Source organism: Streptosporangium sp. H16, from assembly GCF_051918855.1.
Lineage (GTDB): Bacteria > Actinomycetota > Actinomycetes > Streptosporangiales > Streptosporangiaceae > Streptosporangium.
The window spans coordinates 178,725-200,691 of the sequence record NZ_JBPXMD010000003.1; the positions used below are offsets into that span (position 1 = coordinate 178,725).

The 21,967-nt window shown below is 68.6% G+C and carries 16 protein-coding genes; 10 read left to right on the forward strand and 6 right to left on the reverse strand.

What is annotated here, in order from left to right; translation table 11 throughout:
- Positions 1 to 83 precede the first annotated feature (83 nt).
- Entirely contained in the window at positions 84 to 236 is a 153-nt protein-coding gene (locus tag ACTOQ2_RS06575) for a hypothetical protein (RefSeq protein ID WP_440098804.1), read from the reverse strand.
- Between the two features lie 121 nt (positions 237 to 357).
- The gene (locus ACTOQ2_RS06580; RefSeq protein ID WP_440098805.1) at positions 358 to 3,693 is read right to left on the reverse strand and encodes a BTAD domain-containing putative transcriptional regulator; all 3,336 of its coding nucleotides are present in this window, start codon (positions 3,691 to 3,693) and stop codon (positions 358 to 360) included.
- 183 nt (positions 3,694 to 3,876) lie between these two features.
- Here ACTOQ2_RS06580 and mscL point away from each other — a divergent pair, with 183 nt between their 5' ends.
- From mscL to ACTOQ2_RS06620, 8 genes are all read left to right on the forward strand, one after another.
- On the forward strand, positions 3,877 to 4,305 hold the full coding sequence (gene mscL / locus ACTOQ2_RS06585; RefSeq protein WP_440098806.1) for a large conductance mechanosensitive channel protein MscL: 429 nt from the start codon (positions 3,877 to 3,879) through the stop codon (positions 4,303 to 4,305).
- A gap of 135 nt (positions 4,306 to 4,440) precedes the next feature.
- On the forward strand, positions 4,441 to 7,527 hold the full coding sequence (locus ACTOQ2_RS06590) for an AfsR/SARP family transcriptional regulator (RefSeq protein ID WP_440098807.1): 3,087 nt from the start codon (positions 4,441 to 4,443) through the stop codon (positions 7,525 to 7,527).
- Positions 7,528 to 7,784: 257 nt separating this feature from the next.
- Positions 7,785 to 8,471 (forward strand): hypothetical protein, encoded by a 687-nt coding sequence (locus ACTOQ2_RS06595; protein ID WP_440098808.1) that lies wholly within the window; start codon positions 7,785 to 7,787, stop codon positions 8,469 to 8,471.
- Between the two features lie 824 nt (positions 8,472 to 9,295).
- A complete protein-coding gene (locus tag ACTOQ2_RS06600) occupies positions 9,296 to 9,421 on the forward strand; it encodes a DDE-type integrase/transposase/recombinase (protein WP_440099076.1) in 126 nt (41 codons plus the stop codon).
- The gene (locus ACTOQ2_RS06605) at positions 9,422 to 9,754 is read left to right on the forward strand and encodes an IS3 family transposase (RefSeq protein ID WP_440098809.1); all 333 of its coding nucleotides are present in this window, start codon (positions 9,422 to 9,424) and stop codon (positions 9,752 to 9,754) included.
- A 163-nt stretch (positions 9,755 to 9,917) separates the two neighbouring features.
- On the forward strand, positions 9,918 to 10,220 hold the full coding sequence (locus tag ACTOQ2_RS06610) for a hypothetical protein (RefSeq protein ID WP_440098810.1): 303 nt from the start codon (positions 9,918 to 9,920) through the stop codon (positions 10,218 to 10,220).
- 314 nt (positions 10,221 to 10,534) lie between these two features.
- Positions 10,535 to 13,756 carry a P-loop NTPase gene (locus ACTOQ2_RS06615; protein ID WP_440098811.1) on the forward strand — a complete coding sequence of 1,074 codons (3,222 nt, stop codon included), beginning with the start codon at positions 10,535 to 10,537 and terminating at the stop codon, positions 13,754 to 13,756.
- Positions 13,753 to 14,535, forward strand: a complete 783-nt coding sequence (locus ACTOQ2_RS06620; protein WP_440098813.1) for a hypothetical protein — start codon at positions 13,753 to 13,755, stop codon at positions 14,533 to 14,535. Before ACTOQ2_RS06615 ends, ACTOQ2_RS06620 begins: the two co-directional genes overlap by 4 nt.
- A gap of 92 nt (positions 14,536 to 14,627) precedes the next feature.
- On the opposite strand, the gene ACTOQ2_RS06625 is transcribed toward ACTOQ2_RS06620, so the two are convergent.
- From ACTOQ2_RS06625 to ACTOQ2_RS06640, 4 genes are all read right to left on the reverse strand, one after another.
- Positions 14,628 to 14,972, reverse strand: a complete 345-nt coding sequence (locus tag ACTOQ2_RS06625; protein WP_440099077.1) for a transposase family protein — start codon at positions 14,970 to 14,972, stop codon at positions 14,628 to 14,630.
- A gap of 309 nt (positions 14,973 to 15,281) precedes the next feature.
- Entirely contained in the window at positions 15,282 to 16,466 is a 1,185-nt protein-coding gene (locus ACTOQ2_RS06630; RefSeq protein ID WP_440098815.1) for an amidohydrolase family protein, read from the reverse strand.
- Between the two features lie 644 nt (positions 16,467 to 17,110).
- The gene (locus tag ACTOQ2_RS06635; RefSeq protein WP_440067178.1) at positions 17,111 to 18,091 is read right to left on the reverse strand and encodes a Gfo/Idh/MocA family protein; all 981 of its coding nucleotides are present in this window, start codon (positions 18,089 to 18,091) and stop codon (positions 17,111 to 17,113) included.
- 95 nt (positions 18,092 to 18,186) lie between these two features.
- Complete coding sequence (locus ACTOQ2_RS06640; protein ID WP_440098817.1) at positions 18,187 to 19,770, reverse strand: peptide chain release factor 3; 1,584 nt, start codon at positions 19,768 to 19,770, stop codon at positions 18,187 to 18,189.
- 252 nt (positions 19,771 to 20,022) lie between these two features.
- Between ACTOQ2_RS06640 and ACTOQ2_RS06645 the strand changes: the two genes are divergently transcribed.
- On the forward strand, positions 20,023 to 20,784 hold the full coding sequence (locus tag ACTOQ2_RS06645) for a PP2C family protein-serine/threonine phosphatase (protein ID WP_440067603.1): 762 nt from the start codon (positions 20,023 to 20,025) through the stop codon (positions 20,782 to 20,784).
- A 565-nt stretch (positions 20,785 to 21,349) separates the two neighbouring features.
- Positions 21,350 to 21,964, forward strand: coding sequence for a hypothetical protein (locus ACTOQ2_RS06650; protein WP_440067182.1), 615 nt, complete (start codon positions 21,350 to 21,352; stop codon positions 21,962 to 21,964).
- Positions 21,965 to 21,967: the final 3 nt, after the last annotated feature.

Here is a 21,967-nt window from a genome sequence, read left to right on the forward strand (position 1 = left end):
TGTTCGCCTGGCCATGCGCACATTCCCACTCCTGTGACGGTGATCTCAGATCCTGGCGATGACGCGCGTCGACCGAGCGTAGATCAGACCGGGGTGGAGATGTCCACCACCGCCCCGCCGGGGTCGAGCGGCGGGCGACCGCGCCGGCCGCGGAACCGGTCGCGCGGGGGCGCGACGACCGTGGTCCCGGCCGGACGGCCGGACGGGATGTCGGTCACCACACGGTTGACGGCCATGCACGCTCCTCGCTCCTCCTGGCCCCCCGGCCACGGACGCCCTCAGGCCTTTACCACCTAACCCTCTCGTCGCAGGCGAAACGTACCGGCCGGCGCGCGGACCGCGGGGCGTCGCGGCCGATCACGCCCCCGGCGGGCGGAGCGTCTCGCCCAGCGCGCGGAGCGCGGGCCCGTAGACGCGCAGCCCCGCCCCGGCGGCGAACGCCTCGGCCGCCCGCAGATGGGCCCGCGCCCGGTCCGCGTCGCCGCCGAGCAGGGCCAGCCTGGCCAGGCACAGGTCGGTCAGCGACCAGCCCAGCAACCGGCCCGCGTGCGGGGCGAGCCTGCCGTACAGGACCCTCCCCGCCGCCTCGTCGCCGAGCGCCGCGCAGATCTCGCTGACGGCGTCCGGGACGAACCGGTAGGCCAGCTCGGGGCCTACCGCCGCGAAGCCGTCGCGGGCGAGTTCGGCGAAGGCGTCGCGCGCCTCGGCCGTCCTGCCCAGGTCGATCAGGGCGAGGCAGCGCAGGATCCGCCAGGGCTTCTGGCCCGGGCGGCGGGCCAGCACCTCGTCGGCCAACGCGAGCGCCTCCCCCGCACTGCCCGGCTCGTGAACCCTGCCCGGCTCGTGCGGATCATCCGGCTCGTGGCCCCTGCCCGCCGCCCGCAGGGACAGGAAGCGGAACACCTCCCGCCGCAGCGACGCGTCGTCCCGGCCCAGCGCCCCCTCGGGATGGGCCGCGCCGGACGCGTCGGCCGCGGCGAGCGCGTCGGCGAAGCGCCCGGACAGGTAGGCCCGGACCGCGGCCTGCCAGGCGGCCAGGCTGACCATGGAGGGAAGCCTGAGCCGCTCCGCGGTCTCCCGCAGCCGGTCCAGCAGTTCCGCGGCCCGCCCGGCGGCTCCCCCGGCGGTCAGCTCGACATACTCGTTCTCCCTGCCGATCCACTCGACGGCCAGGTCACCGGTGCGGCGGCCGATCTCCGCGATCTCGCCGGCGACCGCCTCACGGCGCTCGTGGTCGGGGCCGGAGCGCAGCAGGATCTCCAGGACGATCAGCGTCCTGGCCAGGGTGGGCTCGTCACCGGCGAGGCGGGCCAGCCGCACCGCCTCCCCCGCCATCTCCACGCTCCGCTCGACGGGCCGTACGGTGGAGCCGGTCAGCGCGGCGGCGGCGAGCAACCGGGCCCGCCACGGCGAGTCCGCAACCAGGTCCGAGGCGAGGACCCGGTCGACGCGCCCGGCGAGCCGGTCGATGCCGGTCATCTCCTCGTACATGGCCAGAGAGATCGGGTCGGAGAACCCCAGCACCGCCCTGGCCAGCCGGTTGTCGTCACCGAGCCGTTCGGCGATCTCCGCGGCGGCCTCCAGCGAGGCGTGGGCCGCGGCGCTCATCCCCGCCACGGTCTGCGCCTCGGCCAGGTCGAGCAGGAGGTCGCAGCGGAGCGCGTCGTCGGGCTCCGGCAGCCGGTCGATCATCGCGATCGCCCTCTCCAGGCCCTCCACCGCGTCCTCGTGGGCGAACTGCGCGCTCGCCTGGGCCGCCGCGCGCCGGGTGTAGCCGATGGCCCTGCCCGCCATCCGAGAGTTCAGCAGCCCCTCGCGACAGTGATGGGCGATCTCGGTCAGGCGCGTCCCGCTGCGCTCCTCCAGCACCTCCGCGATCCGCGCGTGCAGCCTCCTGCGCCGCAGCGGCGGCAGCGCCTCGCGCAGCACGTCGCGGACGATGTCGTGGACGAAGCGGCAGCTCGGCCCGTCCCCCTCCACCAGCAGCCGGGCCCCCACGGCGGCGTCGACGATGTCGAGGACCCGCTCCTCGGGCAGCCCCGCCACGCGCGTGAGGATGTCGGTCGCCGCCTCCCTGCCGAGCAGCGCCGCGACGGTCAGCACCTCCTCGGTGCCGGGCGGCAGACCGGCCATCCGGCCGCGCACGACGTCCGACAGCGCCTCGGGGGTCTCCCCCAGCCGCAGCACCTCCCCCAGGAAGAACGGGTTGCCCGCGGTCAGCCTGCCCATCTCCGCGGCCAGCGCGGGGTCGGCGCCCGCACGTCCCAGATACTCGCGGATCTCCTCCTCCGCCAGGCCGCGCGGCAGGAGCCGCCGCACGTGCGGCAGCCGCAGCAGCGCGCCGAGGGCGTGCTCCAGCGGTTCGCCGGGGCGTACGTCGGTGTCGCGGTACGTGGCCACGACGGTCAGCTCGGGACAGAGCCGGGTGGAGGCCAGGAACTCCAGCAGGCGCAGCGACGAGGTGTCCGCCCACTGGAGGTCGTCGAGGACCACCAGGACCCGGCCGTGCTCGTTCAGCAGCCGGGCGAACGCCTCGTACAACGCGAACTGCCCGAGCTGCCCCGCCTGCCCGACCTGCCCGACCTGCCCAGCGGGTCCGGCTCCGGCCAGCCGCGCCAGCTCACCGTCCCTGCCGACCAGGTCCCGCGCGGCCTGTGTCCAGGGCCAGAAGGGCGGCGCGCCGGTGCCGCCCCAGCAGCGGCCCCACACCACCCGGTGGCCGCGCGCCCGCGCGGCCCCGGCGGCGTGCTCGGCCAGGCTGGTCTTGCCGATGCCGGGCTCCCCGGCGAGCAGCACCACCCGGTGCCCGCCACCGGCGACCGCCCGTTCCAGCACCTCCGCCTCGGCGTCCCTGCCCACCAGCCCGGTGCCCTTCTCCTCCTCTTCCTCCCGCGCCGCCGTCCGTCCCGCCCCCACCGCGAGGCGGGGCGCCAGCGCGGGATCCTGGCCGAGGATGCGCCGTTCCATCTCCCTCGACCGGGGATCGGGGTCCAGCCCCATGTCCTCCATCAGCAGCCGGCGCCCCTCGGCGAGCACGCCGAGCGCGTCGGCCTGCCGTCCCGCCTGGTAGAGCGCGTGGGCGGCGAGCACGCGCAGCCGCTCCCTGAACGGGTGGGCGCCGACCAGGTGGACCAGCCCGCCCGTCAGCGCCGCCCCCCGGCCGAGCGCGAGTTCCGCCTCGGCCAGGTCCTCCTCGATCGTCAGCCGCAGCTCGGCCAGGTGCGCGCTCTCCTCCACCGCCCAGGAGGTGCCCGACAGATCCGCGAGCGGCTCCCCGCGCCACTCCCCCAGCGCCAGCCGCAGCTCCCTGACCGCTCCCTCGTGGTCGCCCCCGGCTCCCAGGCTCCTGCCCCCGGCCGCGTGCCCCCGCGCCCTGCCCAGGTCGATCGCGCCGCCGGGAACGTCCAGCGCGTAGCCCCCCGGCCTGCTGACCAGCACCACCGGGGGCACGTTCCTCGTCCTGCCCGGCTCGAAGACGCGGCGGAGCTTGGAGACGTACGCCTGCACGGTGTTGAGCGCCCCCGGCGGAGGGTCGCCCTCCCAGAGCGCGTCGATCATCCGGCTCGGGCCGACCGGCCGCGGGGCGGCGAGGACGCACATGGCCAGCACCAGCCGCTGCTGGTAGGGGCCGATGTCCAGCGCCACCCCTCCGTCGGCGAACACCTCGACGGGGCCCAGCACACGAAAGTCCATCCGACCGCCTCGCTCGCGAACTGCGCCGATATTAGCTTTCCGCGTCCACCACCCCGTCTCCCGTACGCCCCGCGCGGCGACGTTCCGGTACTGTCCCTCTTCAACGAAAGGCCGGGAAAATACGGAAGTTTGGCCGCCGGCAGATGGGTAGCCCGACCGTCTCACAAGTGGAGGACATGAGTGATGGGCGGATTCAAGAAGTTCCTGCTGAGGGGCAACCTCGTCGAGCTCGCCGTGGCCGTCGTGGTCGGGGCGACCTTCAGCGGGCTGGTGCAGGCACTGGTCAAGGACCTCATCACACCGTTGATCGGAGCGATCACGGGCGGCAGGAATCCGGACTTCTCGCAGTACGTGTTCACGGTCAACGGCTCCCGGTTCATGTACGGCGACTTCATCAACCACCTGCTGAGCTTCCTGATCATCGCCGCGGTCATCTACTGGCTGGTCGTGATGCCGATGACCCGGCTGATCGGCTTCTTCGACAGGAACAAGAAGGCCACCGAGAAGGAATGCCCGGAGTGCCTGAGTGACATCCCGATCGACGCCAAGCGCTGCGCGTTCTGCACCGTGGAGCTGTCGCGGGTCGCCGCCGCCGACAGGCCGCCCGCCTAGCGCCGGCTCGGCGGGATCCCCCTGGAGTCCCGGGTTCCGTGGCCCGTTCCAACCCCCGGGAATCGTTAACGATCATTGACGGTCGGGGGGAGGTCGGGCAAACTTGGCCACTGCGAAACCTTCCAGGGGAGTGGTATGGACTTCTCCGTCCTGGGGCCGGTCGAAGTGAGAGCCGACCACCAGCCGCTTCCCCTGGGCGGACGCAAGCAGCGGGCCCTGCTCGCGATGCTGCTCCACCACGCCAACAGGTCCGTGGCCGACGACCTGCTCGTGGACGCGCTCTGGCGCGAGCACCCGCCGAAGACGGCCGACAACAACCTGCGCCTGTACGCCTCCCGCCTCCGCCAGTCCCTGGGCCACGAGCGGGTCCTGCGCCGGCACGGCGGCTACCTGCTGGTCGTGCACCCCGGTGAGCTGGACGTCCATCGATTCCAGTCACTGGCGAAGAACGGCCGCGACGCGTTCCTGCACGGTGACCACCACGAGGCCGCGGACTTCCTCCACCAGGCCCTGCGGCTGTGGCGCGGCCCCGCGTACGGCGATCTGCGGTTCGTCGAGGACCTGTCGGGCGAGGCGGCGCGCCTGGAGGAGCTGCGGCTCACCACGCTGGAGAACCGCGTCGAGGCCGACCTCGCGGTGAGGTTCCAGCCGGAACTCGTCGCCGAGCTCACCGGTCACGTGAACGCGCACCCGCTCCGCGAGCGCCTGCGGGCGCACCTGATGGTGGCGCTCACCCGCGCCGGCCGGAGTTCCGAGGCGCTGACGGTGTACGCCGACACCCGGCGCCTGCTGAACGAGGAGCTGGGCGTCGAACCCGGGGACCGGCTGCGCGACCTGCACCGGCTGATCCTGGCAGGGGAGCAGGCGAACCCCGAGCAGGTCGCGAGCGTGCTCGCCGAGGACGACCGGGACGAGCAGCCGAGAACGAACCGGGGGCCGGCCGAGCCGCGCGAGCCTCCCGCGGAACTGCCGATGAACATCGCCGACTTCGCGGGGCGCGAGCAGCACGTCAGGGAACTCGTCGCGCGGCTGGACGACCGTTCGGCGACGACCGTCTCGGTCATCACCGGAATGGGCGGCATCGGCAAGACGGCCCTGGCGGTGCGCGTGGCGCACCAGCTGGCCGACAGGTTTCCCGGGGGGCAGCTCTACGTCGACCTGCACGGCGCGCACGAAGAGGAGCAGGAGCACCCCGGCGACGTGCTCGGGCGGTTCCTCGTCGCGCTGGGCGTGCCCGGGTCGAGCATCCCGGATTCGGTCGAGGCCCGTGCCGCGCTGTACCGCAGCCGCCTGGCCCGCGCGAACGTCCTGATCGTCCTCGACAATGCCGCGTCCGAGCAGCAGGTGAGGCCTCTGCTCCCGGGCGTCTCCGGCTGCGCGGTGATCGTCACGAGCCGCGCGAGGCTCTCCGGCCTGGAGGGCGTGCGAGCGGTCGAGCTGGACGTCCTGAGCACCCAGGAGGCCGTGGAGCTGCTCTCGCGGCTGATCGGGCACGACCGCGTCGCCGCGCAGCTCTCCGCCGCCACCGAACTCGTCTGGCTGTGTGACCGCATCCCGCTCGCCGTGCGCGTCGCGGGCGCGCGGCTGGCCGCCCGCCCCCGGCAGAGCATCGCCTGGCTCGTCGGGCGGCTCGGCGACGAGCGCGGGCGCCTCGACCAGCTGGTCGTCGGCGACCGCGCGGTCAGGGCGAGCCTGGCCCTGAGCTACGTCGGTCTCCCCGCGAACGCGCGGCGCGCCTTCCGGCTGCTAGGCCTTCTCGACGTCCCCGGCTTCGCGAGCTGGGTCCCCGCCACGCTGCTCGACTGCCCGCACGAGGAGGGGGAGACATACCTGGAGTCGCTGGTGGACGCGCAGCTCGTCACCATCTCCGGGGTCGACGCCACCGGGCAGGCCCGCTACCGCTTCCACGACCTCGTCCGGCTGTACGCCCGCGAGCGCGCGGAGGCCGAGGAGGAACCGGCCGAACTCCTGCTCGCGACGACCAGGGCGTTCGGCGCGTGGCTCTGGCTGGCGGAACAGGCCATGGAGCACGTCCACGGCGCCTGCTACGCCGTGCTCCACGGCCCGGCGCCGCGTCGGGCACTGCCCGGCGACGTCGCCGCGTCCCTCCTGCGCGACCCCCTCGCCTGGTTCAACGCCGAGCGGACCGCGCTGGCCGGTCTCGTCGAGCAGTCCTGCGTCCTGGAGCTCGACGACTTCGCCTGGGACCTCGCCGGATGCCTCGAACGCTACTTCGACTCCCACGGGTTCTTCTCCGAGTGCCGGCGCCTCAACGAGCGGGCCATGCTGGCCTGCCGTACGGCCGGGAACCTGCTCGGCGAGGCCGTCATGCTGCGCGGGCTGCTCGACGTGACCACCTGGACCGGCGTCGAGCACGAGGGTGGCGCCATGGTGGCGCTGCACACCAACGCCGTCCGGCTCGCGGAGATGTTCACCGAGGCCGGCGAGCTGCGCGGGCTGTCGGACGCCCACGTGATGTGCGCCTGGGGCCTGGCCGCGCAGGGATTCGTCGAACCGGCCGTGGAGTCGGCGGGGACGGCGCTGCGCCTCGCGGAGGAGACCGGCCACCTCGGCGGCCGGGCGCGCGCCCACCTGGCGCTCGGTATCACGCACGGCCAGCGGGACGTCCTCTCGGCGATCCCGCACCTGGTGAGCGCGCTGGAGGTGGCGGAGACCCTGGGAAACCCGCGCTTCGAGGCGACGTCCCTGCAGTTCCTCGGCCTCGCGTACGTCGAGACCGGCCAGCCGGAACCCGCGGAGCGGTGTCTCAACCGCTCCCTCGTCATGTCCCGGGTGGCGCGGGACCCGGCGTCCGAGACGATGACCCTGGTCACGCTGGCGAAGCTCTACAGCGGCGAGGGCGACGAGCGGGCGCGCCCCACGGCCGTCGCCGTGGAGGAGCTCAGCCGCCGCTACAACCTCACCCACCACCTGGCCGACGCCCTCTGGATCCTGGGCGACCTCGACCGCGCCGACGGCGACCACGCGCGGGCGGTCGAGCGCCTGACGGAGTCCGTGGCGCTGTGGCGGACCCGCAGCTGGACGACATACCTGGCCGGCGCGCTCCGCAGCCTCGGCCTCGCCCACGTGGCGGCCGGCGACAGGGAGAGGGCCGTCAGGTGCTGGCGTGAGGCCCACGAGCTCTTCACCGTCATCGGGGACGGGACGAAGGCGGACGACCTGGCCGGGCTCCTCGGGTCATCGATCACCGGCTGCCCCTGATCGGTTTGTTCGGTATATGCGGAAAATATGCAGCGGCTCCGTAGCGTCCGGGTGGCAGGAAATCACGTGGTCGTTCGAGGCTTCACGATCCGTACGAGGATGAGCGGGTACGGCGGGCTCATCTCTGGCAGGGTCACACAGGGGCTGACCCTTCCCGCGCATCGTGAGCGCTCAGGCCACCGGCGCGTCCTCCGGGTCGATCACCCGATCGGTCCGGCCCTTTCCACCGGGAAAGGCACCCGGAGGACAATGGAGCCGTGAGTTTCGAACTGGCCGTCTGGTACGAGCCCAAACCGATCACCAGGGAACACGCGGAGCAGGTCTTCCGGTCCCTCCACCGTGGGGCCTCAAAGGACCCTGGAACGCCTCCTCCCGGGGAGCCTGAGACGACGCTCCCGCATGGCGAGGACCCCCGCCCCGAAGAGCGGGAGGACGCCGAGGCGTACCCGGGGGTGACGGCGTTCGCCGATCGGCTGCCCGGGGCCGAGTGGCTCTCCCCTGACCACGTCCTGGTCAGCATGGACCCGGAGCGGGCCGACGAGGTGTCCGCCGAGGTCTTCGCCCTGGCCGCCGAGTGCGGGCTGGTCTGCTACGACCCGCAGCGCGGCCTGGTGCACAACCTGTCTCCGCGAGGCGTCTATCCGACCATGGAGATGCGGACGGGCGACGGGATGATCGTGGTCGGGCCCGATCTCCAGCTCATCTCCGACGCGCTCGCCACCATGTCCCCGCAGAACCCGTTCACGGCCCTGGTCGTCTTCGGCGAGCACTTCGTCCAGAGCTCCCCGGAGATCTCGGGCTACGAGCTGGAGTACAAGGACAGCGTCAGGAACCGGATGTTCCGCACGCACGTCCCGGACCTGGGGGCGGTCCAGGAGGCCTTCACCGAGTACGCCACCGGCGAGCGCGCCTTCCTGGAACGCCACGACTGGAAGCTCGCCTGACTTCCTCTTGGTGGGGTGTTTCCCTTCCCGTGCATCCGGAGCGCTTCCCTTTCCGGGTGTGTGGGGCGCTTCCCTTCGCGTGTTCCTGGGGTGTTTTCCTTCCCGCGTGCTTTGGGGTTTTCCGGGGGTGCGGGTGGGGCGTTTTCCGGGTGCGCCGGGTGGTTGTTGTCGGTGCTCGCTGCGGTGGGCGGGTGTTCCGGCTGGCCGTCTCAGTCGCTGTCTCGTGGTTCAGGCCTCCGGCCTGCGCGGGCGTGGTGGTTGCGGGCTTTTTTAAGCCGGCCGGAACACCCGCCCACCTCCGCTGTGCGTGTTCCGGCCGTAGGGAGTACGGGCCGTAGTTGCTCACTTTCGGACCGCTCTGGCGTCCCGCCGCCGCTGAAGCGTCAGTCAGGGCTGGTTCAGGGCGAGTCACCGTAGCTGAAGCGCCCCCGCGTGACCCAGTCCAGGGTCGCCCTTTTTTCGGTACCGGGACGCGGCAGCCAGTGAGCTCACTGTTCGGCGCTCGGCGGCGCTCAGCCCTGTCGATGGTCAGCGCGTCCCGGGTGACCGCCGAATCCCGCGGAACTCAGTCTGGACCTCGAGGTCGAGCGAGCAGGACGGTGATCCGGCGGCGCCTGGGGTGCATCGGCGGTCTTTCGACTGCCGACAAGACGGTGGTGCACCAGTGAGCGGGGTGGGCCAGCGCAAGGGTTGCCGCACCACGATCACCGATCGGCGCGCTGTGGCCGCCTGCGACCTGGTCAACCGGAATTTCGAAGCAGACGAGCCGAACCGGATCTGGACCGCCGACATCCCCTACACCGACCTGACAGGGCTTTCTCTACCTGGCCGTAGTGCTGGACGTGTTCTCCCGACGGATCGTCGGTTGGGCGATGGCCGAGCACATGTGCACCAAGTTGGTCACTGACGCGCTGGCGATGGCCATCCACCAGCGCCGCCCCGGTACCTGAGTGATCCATCACAGCGACAAGGGCGGTCAACATATCTCGGTCGCCTTCGGGCAGCGCTGCGCCCAGGCCGGGACCCGCCCCTCGACGGAGAGAACGGGGTCGTGCTTCGATAATACGATCACCGAGAGCTTATTCGCCTCACTGGAGTGCGAACTGCTCGACCGGCGGACCTTTCGTACCAGGCCGGAAGCCAAGCGAGCGGTGTTCGCCTACATCGAGGGGTTCTACAACCCTCGGCGCCGGCATCCGGCCAACGGCCAGCTGAGCCCGGCCGAGTACGAGCGCCGACACGCACTCAAGAACGTTTACGAAGACGACTATGCTGCCGCGTAACCGCAAGCCCTGATATGTCTACCGAACCAGGTAAACTTCATACTTCATATCAAAAAGACTCGTTTGTCCCATGCCTAGTTGAATTCTGACAGAGATGGGGAGCGTTCGGGGTGAGGACGGCCGGTCGCGCCAGACATAGAAGTCCGACTCCGAGACGTTCAGAATGCGGCATCAGACCTGGATGGGGAGTCCTTCGGCGGCCATCACCGCGATGGCCTCGAACCGCCTTTTGGAGCACCGCCTCTCTAAACAGTTCGGCGGCACGCCTGGTCACGACCAGTTCGAGCTCCAACTCAGCGATCTTGCGTCGGGCCGCGACCCCCTCGGCGCGATCGGAGGGGGTGAGGCCGTGCTTCTGGGCGGTATCGATCAATTCCTGCTCACGCCAGTTGTAGATCGTCTAGCTGCTGATGTCCAGGTCACGGGCCACGTCGGTGACCGTGCGGCCCGCCTCAATGAGATCTAGTACCTTGCGCCGGAAATCCGACGGGTAGCCACGCCGTCCCATGCCACTCTCCTCTCAACGAGTGGCACAAGAATCCAAGAATCCGCCCCCACAAGACCAGGGGCGCATCAGCGACTCCACCGAACCCGGGGCAGACCAGCACCTCCACGAAAGCCGGGGTACATCAAACGTTCCGACACCAGTGCCGTGGTCCCGTTCCGGTCACAGGGTGCCGGACTCGCTCCACCTGGTGGCTGATTCGCATAAACTGATTTGTTCGGAACGATCTTGGCTCGGCAAAACCGTGCCTGCGATTAGTGCATGCAAGGAGACCGATGCTGGAGCAGGTACCCGATCTACAGGAGTTCGCGGCACGGCTGGCCGCCGGGCCGGCATTCCTCCTCCTCGGCCAATCAGCGGATCGCGACGAGAGCATCGCCGCGCAGTATCGCTGGAGCGGCGTCTACACTACGCGTGCCGATACCGCCGTTGCGGCGTGGCTCCGCACTGAGTGGCGGACGATTGTGCCAGTTGGCGCGATGTCATCTACTCCGTCACGCAGTCAGACCGAACTCGAGGTTTGCTATCTGTTCGGCGGCCAAAGCTTGCCCGAGGCTCAGCATCCGCCGACAAACCCGCTGCAGATAGCGGATGCCCGGATGCGATGCGTCCAGGAGCTCACACGCCTGGCCACGGAGACCATCACCCCACGAGGCGTCCTTGTGATCGAGGGGTGGAGGCCCGACGACGACCTTGCGGTCACTGACCTGGTGCCAGCGTTGCGGTCGCTCGGCGTGGGCCAGATCCACCTATTCTCGGGTAGAGCATGGGCCAGCGACATCTTCATCTCGAGCCTAGTCAGCACCGGTCAGCTGGTTCTGCATCTCGAGTCGCTCGACGATGCCGTCAGCAGACTCGCCGGGATGGGCGCGATCTTGATTGGCGCCCCCTCCGGCCGTGGTCATGGTTCCCAACACGTCATCGCGATCGGCGACGGCTTCGTTGAAATCGATGTTCATACATGGAACCAGATCCGGCGCTCCGCTCGTCCGGTAGACCTCGAACTGTTAACGCCGTCGGTTCTCAGTTCCGAGGCCGCGCGGTACCAGGAGTTCCGCAACTTCACAGGTGCCACCGAGGGTTCGCCGCACTGGCGGGGCATCGCCGCAGGTATGAACATTCGCCGCGACTTTGAAGACGACCTCGCAAGGCGAGTTGAGGAGGCCTTGGCGGATCCAGAACTTCTCTCGCCAGTCATTCTACGAGGTCAGACGGCAACTGGTAAAAGCGTTGCGCTGGCGGCACTCGCCATGGAGCTGGCCCGTGGAGGTGAATGGGCGGTGTTGCACCAGTCAAGACGCACTGTTCGGCCGTCCTTCGATGATGTCGACATGTACGCTGCCTGGGCAGAACGCCACGGCGCAAAAGCCACCATTCTTATCTGGGATGGGATGGTGGACACTGACGAGTATGCGGCGCTGCTGCGGCAGCTGCGCCGCAGGGGCCGAAAGATGCTCGTCGTCGGCTCTGGATATGTCGTACGAGACAGGGCCTTCTCGTCCGTCGATGCTCCGGCGGAGCTCTCCAGCAACGAGCTTACTCAACTCCTCACTTTGCTGAAATCGTTCGATATTAACGTTCGGGCTCCGAAGGCCACCACATTGGATGCCAGCTTCCTAGCATTCCTCTACCACGCGCTGCCAGACTCCCACTTCACACTCACCAGGGGTCTTGCACGGGAGATGCGGGCGGCCGAGCGGGGGATGGAGAAGCTCGTCCGAAAGCGCGGCGTGCAAGCTAGTCAGGGCGAGCGTATTACCGCAATGAAAGCGGCGCTTCAGGCCGCGGGATTGAACCTCAACAACCTGCTTCCTGGTCAGGGACCGGACGAGAAGCCAATCCTCGATCAGACCTTCGAGGAGCGCCACCCAATCCAGCGAGTGACAACTCTGGTGTTGACGGCTACCCGGCACGGCGTACCTGTCCCAATCGACCTGGCCTTGCGCATTCTGGGCCGTGAGGGTGCGCAAGCGATCCAAGAAGTGTTGAACTCCTTCGACATCATCCGGGATGTCGAGGACGACAACGGTGAGCTCTTCCTAGCGATCCGTACTCATCTTGAGGCGGAACTCCTGGCTAGGCATGAGGTCTCACTCGAGGTGGAGATCGAGGTCATAACCGAAGTTATCCGGAAGGCCCGGATTAACGAGGGCTACACCGGTGTGACCGACGAGGTCGGGTTCGTGGTCTCGCTCCTTGAACGCATCGGGCCGAAGTCGAAGATTTCTAGGTACCGGCCGCACTACGGCGAGATATCTGCTGCACTCGCCGACAGGCGTGTGGAGACCGGGCGCTACCACCCCCGGCTAGTACTACAAGAGTCGAATTTCGCTCGCGACTTCGTTCATTGGTGCCAGGACAGGGGCGACGGAACCGTGGAGGAACGGATCGCCGATCTCGAGCACAACCGCGTGTTGCTCGACGAGATGCTGTCTGACGGCCGAGTCAAGGGGCAGATGCGCCTGTCTCTCTCGGTGGAACTGGCCTCGACCTTGGGCTCGATCACCCACGAGGTCTCCTCGAAGCCTGAGATCGCTCAGGCGTTCGCGGTCGTCAGCGGGCTCGATGACATCCTTCAGGCGGTTCTCGAGGCAAGGGCCATCGATCCAGGAAACCTGTACCCAGTCGACGTGCTGGCGTGGTCGACCCGCGACGCCATCAAGACCAACATGCTTTCGCCTCGGGAACGGTTGAACCGTCTCACGATTGCCATTGCCACGCTGACCTCGGTAGACCGTCCATCGCTGACAGGGAAGCAACAGGCAGACCTCGATCGGCGCGGCGCCGAACTCAACAAGCTGCTGGCTGACGACGAGGCACTGTGGGCGAACCTCCGCAGTCTAGAAGCGAACGCTGATCCGGCCGCTGTTTACTTCCTGGCCAAGTTCGAGGCCGACGAGGGGCCTGAGGGCGAGGCCAAGGCGCTTCGTCGGCTGGAGGGCGCACCGCTGGCGACCAGAAGGGATTGGCGGTGTGCTCAGCTGCTGCTCGATCTCACATGGAAGAAGATCACCGGGCAGCGACTGTTGCGAGGTGATCGCACTCCGGTCCACCTGTCGCAGACAGACTTGGACACCTTGCTCCGTCTCACCACCGATCTCGGCGACGCCGAGCTTCCCGATCGCCACAAGCTCGCCTTCGTTAAGGCACTGGCGCTCTTCATATCGGGCGACTACGCCGAGGCAAAACATCTGTTCCACGAGGTCAATTGGATGACCCAACAGCTGACGCAGCGTCTCCACACTTTGGTGCTGCTTGGTGACGAGTCGGGCCGACCGAAAATTTTCACCGGCAGAGTAGAATGGGCTGATGAGGCTGGCGGGGAAGTCTGGGTTAATGAGCTCAGCACGAAGATCCACTTCGAGCCACACCGCTTCTCGGCTTCCCAGCAGTTCACCAAGCAGCAGCCGCTGCCCGCCTTCATCATCGGGTTCAAGCTGACGCGCGGACCAGTCGCCGAGCCTCGCAGTCTGTACTACGAGAAGCGGTCGCGATGATTGATCCATTCACCGTGCTCGCCAGGAACAAACTGATCTGTACAGGTGTGGCGCTGGACTATGAGGTACCTGTTGACTTAGGGCCGCGTCCTGGCACAGAAGCGGACTTTGACGCACTGGTCACGCAATATTATAAGCTTTTCCGCGAGACCATTCGTGCCGATATAGCCTTCCTTCGTTCCGTCGAGGAATCGTCAGCCGTCGCAACTTTCGATAAAGCAGTCAGCAACTTACGACATGCGAAACAGCACAACGACAACGAGAGAGCAAAAAATTTTTACGCTTCATGGACCAAAGGTCGATCTTGGGAAGCGGCAGCAGAAGCCTTTCTGAGCGCCTCAGCCCTAGCACTGTCCGAACTGGAGCGCGTGAGTTCGTTAGTACGACGGGATCCAAAGCTGACAAAGGCCTGGAAAGACAACGCTTCAACCGAGACAGAGACGATATTCGAAGCTGTATGCCGAGACCTCAGCGCCAGTTTTAACTTCGGCTTTAGAAAAAAGTTGCTACATAACATTAACCTCCGACGACAGCGTCTGAAGCCGGGGGTCGACGTGCGTGCAGCGGTCGAACAGTTCTGCGTACAGGAAATCACCGCTGCTCAAAACCTCACGCTCCCCGTACCACATTACGACATTCTCGACAGGCTGGGCCTCCTGGGCAAGCGCAAGGCACGGGCAGCACTTTTCGTAGCGTACTCCGTTAGCGCAGCCACCAACCTCACCGGTGAGGCTTTCCTGCAACGCGTCGAGCAGACATGGCGAATTGGGGCTTCCTGACAACAGGTCAGACCGTCATGCTGACCCTTTTTCATCTTTACGACCTCATGCATAGTTGGAATTGAAGCGCGGTGGCCTGTAGTCACGTTCTCTTATGCGGTCTGCTGGTCGGACAGGAGTCCCGCGATGGCAGTGACGATCTCGGGCAGGTGGTCGCGACGGCCATGGTGGCGGGCCAGGGCTCGCCAGTTCTTCAGGTGAGCGATGCCGTGCTCGACCGGTCGTCGGCGGGCGGCATGGGCGTGACGAGCTGCGTCGTGATAGGCCATCAAAAACTGCACGTCATCGAGGTATTTGCCGCGGCGTTTGCGCGGTGGAGTCACGACTTGGCCTCGGGTTTGGTTACTCAGGCCTTGATAGCCGGCATTGGCCAAGATCTCCACGTTCCAAGTATCGGACAGCAGCTCTAGCAGTCCTGATTGCCGAGCCTGGGTAATGTCGGCGACCTATCCGGGACGGACCTGACCGCAGTAGAGCACCGCGCCGTGGGCGTCGGTGAGCACCATCGCCTTCATCGCGTTGATCCGGCTTCCCATAGCGGCCCGATTTCGGCCACCAACTCCGCCAACGCATCTACCGGCAACCCGGTGACACACCTGTTGTTCACCACGATCGAACACCTGACAATCCTCGCCACACGTAGATCAACGGTCACTCACACCACTGGACTACGGCTAACCATGCACGAGGTCGTTAGACCATCACGCCGGAGGCCTGAAACACCGGCGGGAATCACGCCGGCCTGATCACCTGACCCGGACGCCCGCGCGGAAGACCGCTCGGACGTCCCGGAGCCGGTCGAGATCGTCGAGGGGGTTCCCGGTCACGGCCAGCAGGTCGGCGTCCGCGCCCACCGCGATCCGCCCCTTCCGGTCGGTAACCCCGCACGCCTGGGCGGCGAGGCTGGTCGCCGCCGTGAGTGCTTCCAGTGGGGACGGGCCCTCCGCGGTGAACTGGGCGATGGCGTACGGCAGCACGTCGTGCGGCTTGGCCGGCATGATGCCGGCGTCCGTACCGAGCACGATGCGGGCACCGAGCCTGTAGAGGGCCCTGAGGGCCTCGTGTACGGCCTGCACGCGCTTGGCGACCTCCGGCGGCAGGACGAGCGGTGAGTCGCCGGGGACGACTCCGATCGTCACGCTCACGAAGACGTCGCTCCCGGCGATGGCGGCGAGCAGGACGGGATCCGCGTCGACGCCGTCCGCGGTCACGAACGTGGCGTGCTCGATGCTGTCCACTCCCGCCGCCAGCGCGTCCCCGATCGCTCGCGTGCCGTGCGCGTGGGCGGCGACGGGCAGGCCGAGCCGGTGCGCTTCGTCGACGACGACCCGCAGGTCGGCCGCCGAGTACTGCGACTCGTGTGGCGGCGGCGAGCCCGGCGTCATGTTCCCGCCGCTCAGCATGATCTTGACCACCGCGCAGCCCCGCTCGTGCCGGTCCCGTACCGCGGCGCGCAGGGCGGCGGCCCCTTCGGCCGCGCCGCCCATGAAATGGCAGTGGCCGCCGGGCGTGGTGATCGGAGGCCCGGCGGCGAGGATCTCCGGGCCCTCTCCGGGGCATCGCCCCATCTCCGCACTGAGCGCCAGCGCCAGGTAGTCGCGGTCACCGAGGTCACGCACGGTCGTGATACCGGCCCGGAGCGCCCTGCCGGCCGCGGTCCGCATCCTGGCCAGCAGCTCCGCGTCGTCGGCGGTGGTGAACGCGGTCACCGGGTCGGGGCCGGCGTCGAAGCCGAGATGCACATGAGGGTCGACGAGCCCCGGCATCAGGAAGGTGTCCGTGCCGAGGTCGATCAGGTCCACCCCGTCCGGCGGAAGGACGCCCGTGGTGTCCACGCCGGTGATCCGCCCGTCCTCCACGAACACCGTCGCGGGGCCGGACAGGCTCGTGCCGTCGAACATCAGTCCGGCGTGAATCGCGAGAGAAGTCATGGTCGGGAAGCTCCTGGAGGGAGGCGGCATGCGTGGCCCCCGTCCCGTTCCCCGGGCGTTGCGGGTCTGGTGAAGGCGGCGGGCACAACAACATCACGAACGACCTGAGAGGCCCCTGAATCTCCCTGAGAAGATCCTGAGAGGGGCACCTCGAATATCAGGCACGGGTCCCGTACATCCGACATCGATGAGCCAGGGCGGCCTGTGGCGCCTCAGCCCTGGACTGGGTCGTGCACGGGGCGCTTCAGCTACGGCGACCCGCCCCGAACGATCCCGAAGCGACGCTTCAGCGGCGGCGGGACCACCGGGCGGCCGGAAAGCGAGCGACTACGGCCCGCACCCCCTACGGCCGGAACACGCACAGCGGAGGTGGGCGGGTGTTCCGGCCGGCTTAAAAAAGCCCGCAACCACCACGCCCGCGCAGGCCGGAGGCCTGAACCACGAGACAGCGACTGAGACGGCCAGCCGGAACACCCGCCCACCGCAGCGAGCACCGACAACAACCACCCGGCGCACCCGGAAAACGCCCCACCCGCACCCCCGGAAAACACCTCAGATGTGCGGGAAGGGAATCGTTCACGGCAAGCGGGAAGGGAAACGTCTCCGGTGTGTGGGAAGGGAAACGTCTCACGCACCCGGATCAGTTATTCACCGGGAAAACGGACACCCACCTGCGAGCGGACCTCGTCCATGACGCCCATCACGTCGAGAGTCGCCTGCCAGGGCATCAGCGGGCTCTCCAGCAGGCCCTCGCGCAGGCAGCGCATGGCCTCGGTCGCCTCGTGCAGCATGCCCTTCCCCTCGAAGGGGACGTGGAAGGTCTCGGGCTCGCCCTCCGTCGGGTGCAGGGTGAAGGTGTCGGGGCGGAAGAACGGGCCCGGCAGTTCGATCCGGCCGAGCGTGCCGGAGATGGACGCGGCGACCGGGCTGTGCGTGGTGATGCCGCAGGACAGCAGGGCGACCGCCCCGCTGTCGTAGCCGAGCAGCACGCCGGTGTTCTCGTCCACCCCCTCGGGGGTCAGCCGTGCCCAGGATCGCACCCCGGCGGGGGCGCCGAGCAACATGTGGGCGAAGGAGATCGGGTAGACGCCCACGTCGAGCAGGGCGCCACCGCCCAGCGCCGGGTTGCGGAGCCGGTGCTCGGGCGGGACGGAGACGGAGAACCCGAAGTCGGCGTGGACGGTCTGGACCGGGCCGACGGCGCCCCCCTCGACCAGCTCCATGATCTTGCGGACGGCCGGGATGCAGCGCGTCCACATGGCCTCCATCAGGAACAGGCCCCGCTCCCGCGCGAGGTCGACCAGTTTGGCGGCCTCGGCCCGGTTGAGGGTGAACGCCTTCTCGCACAGTACGGCCTTGCCTCCTTCGAGGCAGGTCCGTACGGCGTCGTAGTGGGCGTTCTGGGTGTTGGCGACGTAGACGATGTCCACGTCGGGGTCGGCGGCCAGCTCCGCCCAGCTCCCGTGGGCCCGCGGGATGGCGTGCCGGTCGGCGAAGGCCCGCGCGGACTCCTTCGACCGCGATCCCACCGCGGCCACCTCGGCGTCCGGCAGAAGCTTCAGGTCCTCGGTGAAGGACGCGGCGATGCCGCCGGTCGCCAGAATTCCCCACTTAATCGCGCTCATAACGACATATCTCACCACGAAAGCCTGACGGGGAGGCCTCCGGTACCCGGACCTCCCCGTCTCACGTCACGCGACCCACGCTCCCCATGGGGAGGTCAGCCGCGTGTGTCGGCGAGCAGGGCGTTCAGCACCAGGTCGGGGTTGTCACGCATCACGCCGCGCATGCGCCACTCGTCGGTGAACAGCGCCAGCAGGGCACCGTCGAGCGAGCGGGTGAAGACCTCCACCCCGCGCTGGCGGGCCAGGAGCGGCGCCGACTCGGCGTCGGTGAGCCTGGCGATACCAAAGTCGAGCCGGTCCATCAGGATCTCGGTGTTGAACTCGGCGGCCATCCGGTGCTTGACCACGTCGAACTGCATCGGGCCCACCGCCGCGAGCACCGGCGACTGGTCGCCGCGGACGTCGGAGCGGAGCACCTGGACCACGCCCTCTGCGTCGAGCTGCTCGATCCCCTTGCGGAACTGCTTGGACCGGCTGGAGTCGCGGACCCTGGCCGTGGAGAAGTGCTCGGGGGCGAAGCTCGGGATCCTCGGGAACTCGACGGGCGGGCCGTCGTAGAGCGTGTCGCCGGGACGCAGGGCGCTGGCGTTGACCAGGCCGACGACGTCGCCGGGGTACGCCTCGTCGATCGTGGCGCGCTCCTGGCCGAAGACCGACTGGGCGTACTTGGTCGCGAACGGGCGGGCGGTGGCCGCGTGGACGAGCACCATGCCGCGCTCGAACCTGCCCGAGCAGACCCGGACGAAGGCGATGCGGTCACGGTGCGAGGGGTCCATGTTGGCCTGCACCTTGAAGACCAGGCCGGAGAACGGCTTCTCCAGCGGGCGCGGGTCGTCGGCGACGTCCGGGCGGGGCGTGGGGGCGGGGGCGATGTCGACCATGGCGTCCAGCAGGCGGCCGACGCCGAAGTTGGACAGCGCGGCCCCGAACAGCACCGGGGTCGACTCGTGCGCCTCGAAGGTCTTCTGGTCGTGGTCGGCGCCGATCGCGGAGAGCAGGTCGATCTCGTCCTTGGCCCGCTCCCAGTCGCCGCCCAGCTCCGCCAGGGCCTGCTCGGCGCTCAGGTCGGTCTCGATGGCCTTGGTGGCGCCGCCGGGGGTGCGGGTGTAGCGGACGATCCGGTCGGCGGTGCGGTCGGCAACCCCGTGGAAGAAGCCGCCGGTGCCGATCGGCCAGGTGATCGGCGTGGGCTTCAGGCCGGTGCGCTCCTCGATCTCGTCCAGCAGCTCCAGTGCCTCGCGCCCCGGCCGGTCCCACTTGTTGACGAAAGTGATCACCGGGATGCGGCGGTGCCGGCAGACCTCGAACAGCTTCAGGGTCTGCGGCTCCATGCCCTTGGCCGCGTCGAGCAGCATGACCGCGCAGTCGACGGCGGCCAGCACCCGGTAGGTGTCCTCGGAGAAGTCGGCGTGGCCGGGGGTGTCGACCAGGTTGAACATGTGGCCGCGGTACTCGAACCGGAGCGCGGCCGAGGTGATGGAGATGCCCCTGGCCTTCTCCATCTCCATCCAGTCGGAGGTGACCCCGCGCCGCCCGGACTTGCCGTGCACCGCGCCCGCCTGGCTGATCGCGGAGGCGTGCAGCGCCAGCGCCTCGGTCATGGTCGACTTACCCGCGTCAGGGTGGCTGATCACCGCGAACGTGCGGCGACGAGCCGCCTCCTGAAGGATCGCGGCCATTACTGATCTCCTAGCGATGCGTAAGGTGGGGTACTTCGGGCACAGTGCGGGGGCACTGAAGGGGCGGTCGGGTGGCACCGAAACCAGCTTACGCGCCACCACAGGTGTCAACAGATGTGGCAACACTTCCCCAGGCCGCTTGCGCCACCATGGTGTTAAGTGGATCGTGGAACATCTCGGTTCGCCCTATGCCCATCCCAACTGTCCGAAAGCGGCTCAGCTCGTGCAACTCGACGATCTAGTGATGTGCAGATGATCACGCTGCGCTATACGGCAGGCTCCGACGTCGGCCGGATCCGGCAAGGCAACGAGGACGCCGCCTACGCGGGCGCCCGGCTTCTCGCCGTCGCCGACGGGATGGGCGGCCACGTGGGCGGGGAGGTCGCCAGCTCGGCGGCGATCGCCACCGTCGCGTCCCTGGACCAGGAGTGCCCCGGCGACCTCGCCGCCGCCGCCGAGGCCGGGGTCCGCAAGGCCAACCAGCGCCTGCGCGAGCTGGTCGAGGAAGACCCGTCGCTCACCGGCATGGGCACCACCCTGACCCTGATGCTCTGGAACGGCTCCCGCGTCGCCCTCGCCCACATCGGCGACTCCCGCGCCTACCTCCTGCGCAACGGCGATCTTTACCAGATCACCTACGACCACACCCTGGTCCAGACGCTGATGGACGACGGCCGGATCACCGCCGAGGAGGCCGCCCGCCACCCGCACCGGTCGATCCTGCTGCAGGTCCTCGACGGCGGCGACAACCTCGAGCTCGACCTCTCCCTCCGGGACGCCGAGCTGGGCGACCGCTACCTGCTCTGCTCCGACGGGCTGTCCGGGGTGGTCGACGCCGAGCGGCTCCGCCAGGTGCTCGCCGAGGTCGACGACCTCGACGAGGTGACGCGTCAGCTGATCGCGCTCGCCTGCGACGCGGGAGGCCCCGACAACATCACCTGCGTGGTCGCCGACGTGGTCGAGGGGGAACTCTCGGACACCCCTGTGGTGGTCGGCTCGGCCGCCCCCTCGTAACGGCCGCCCCCGCGGGAACCGGCCCCTCGCGGGAACCGGTCTTTCGTCGCGGGCGAACCGGTACGCGACGGGTCCTGGTCGCCGCCGGGAACAGCGGCTATCGTCGGAAATCCACGCTCCTCGCCGACCACCGCTCCGGAGGGATGTTCCTCATGTACAAGGAGTTCGCCATCGAGGCAATCGTGTGGCTCATTCCCGTCGTGATCCTCGTCGGTCTCGCCTACATGATCACCCGCCCCGCCTGACCTCCCCGGACGGCTCTCCGGGACAGGGCCGAGGACGCGGAGCCCCGCTCCCGCTCCTCCGCATCTCCATGCCCTGGCTTCTCGGTGCTCCGGTTTTTCCCACCCCGGCTTCTCCATGCCCCGCCGCGCCCTGCCTCCGCGCCTCGGATGGCGGCCGGGTGAGCCCCGCGCGTCGATAGCCCCTGCGGGCGCGAAATCCATACGGATATCTTCCCGCTTTGGGAACTATTCCCTTTAACAGAACTTTATCTGTATATAGTCACCTACACGTGCTCGGGGGAGCACGTTCCGGTATGCCAGCAGGGGGATCTCACACGCCGATGGGCCAGTTCGTCGATGCCGCACTGTCTTTTCCGACCGTCCTGTTCACGTTCCTGCTCCTGGTGATCATCGCGTACTGGGTGCTCGTCGTGTCCGGGGTGTTCGGGTTCGACGGCGGTGGCGACGGTGACGGGTCCGAGGCGACGGGGGCCACCGGCCTCCTGAGCGGTCTGGGACTCGGCGGAGTCCCCGCCGCGGTGGCCGTCTCGCTGCTGGTCGTCGTCGCGTGGTTCGCGAGCCTCGTGGGCGGCACGCTGTTCACGAGCACCCCCGCCCTGGTCGCGGTGCTGGTCGCGGCACTGGTCTGCGCCTGGGCGTGTACGCGCCTCGTCGTCCTGTCACTTCGGCGTCTCGTCCCGAAGGAGCGCGTCCCCTCCCGCGCCGACTTCGTGGGCCGCGTGTGCGTCGTCCGCACGAGCCGCGTCGGTCGCACCTTCGGCCAGGCCGAGGTCACCTCCGCCGACGGCTCCTCCGCTCTCGTTCAAGTACGGCAGACCGGCGACGAGGTTTTCGCAGCCGGCAGCGTCGCCCTGATATTCGCCTATGACTCCCCCGGCGAATTCTTCTGGGTGATGCCGTACGACGCGGAACTCGACCCTGATCGTCCTATTTAACCG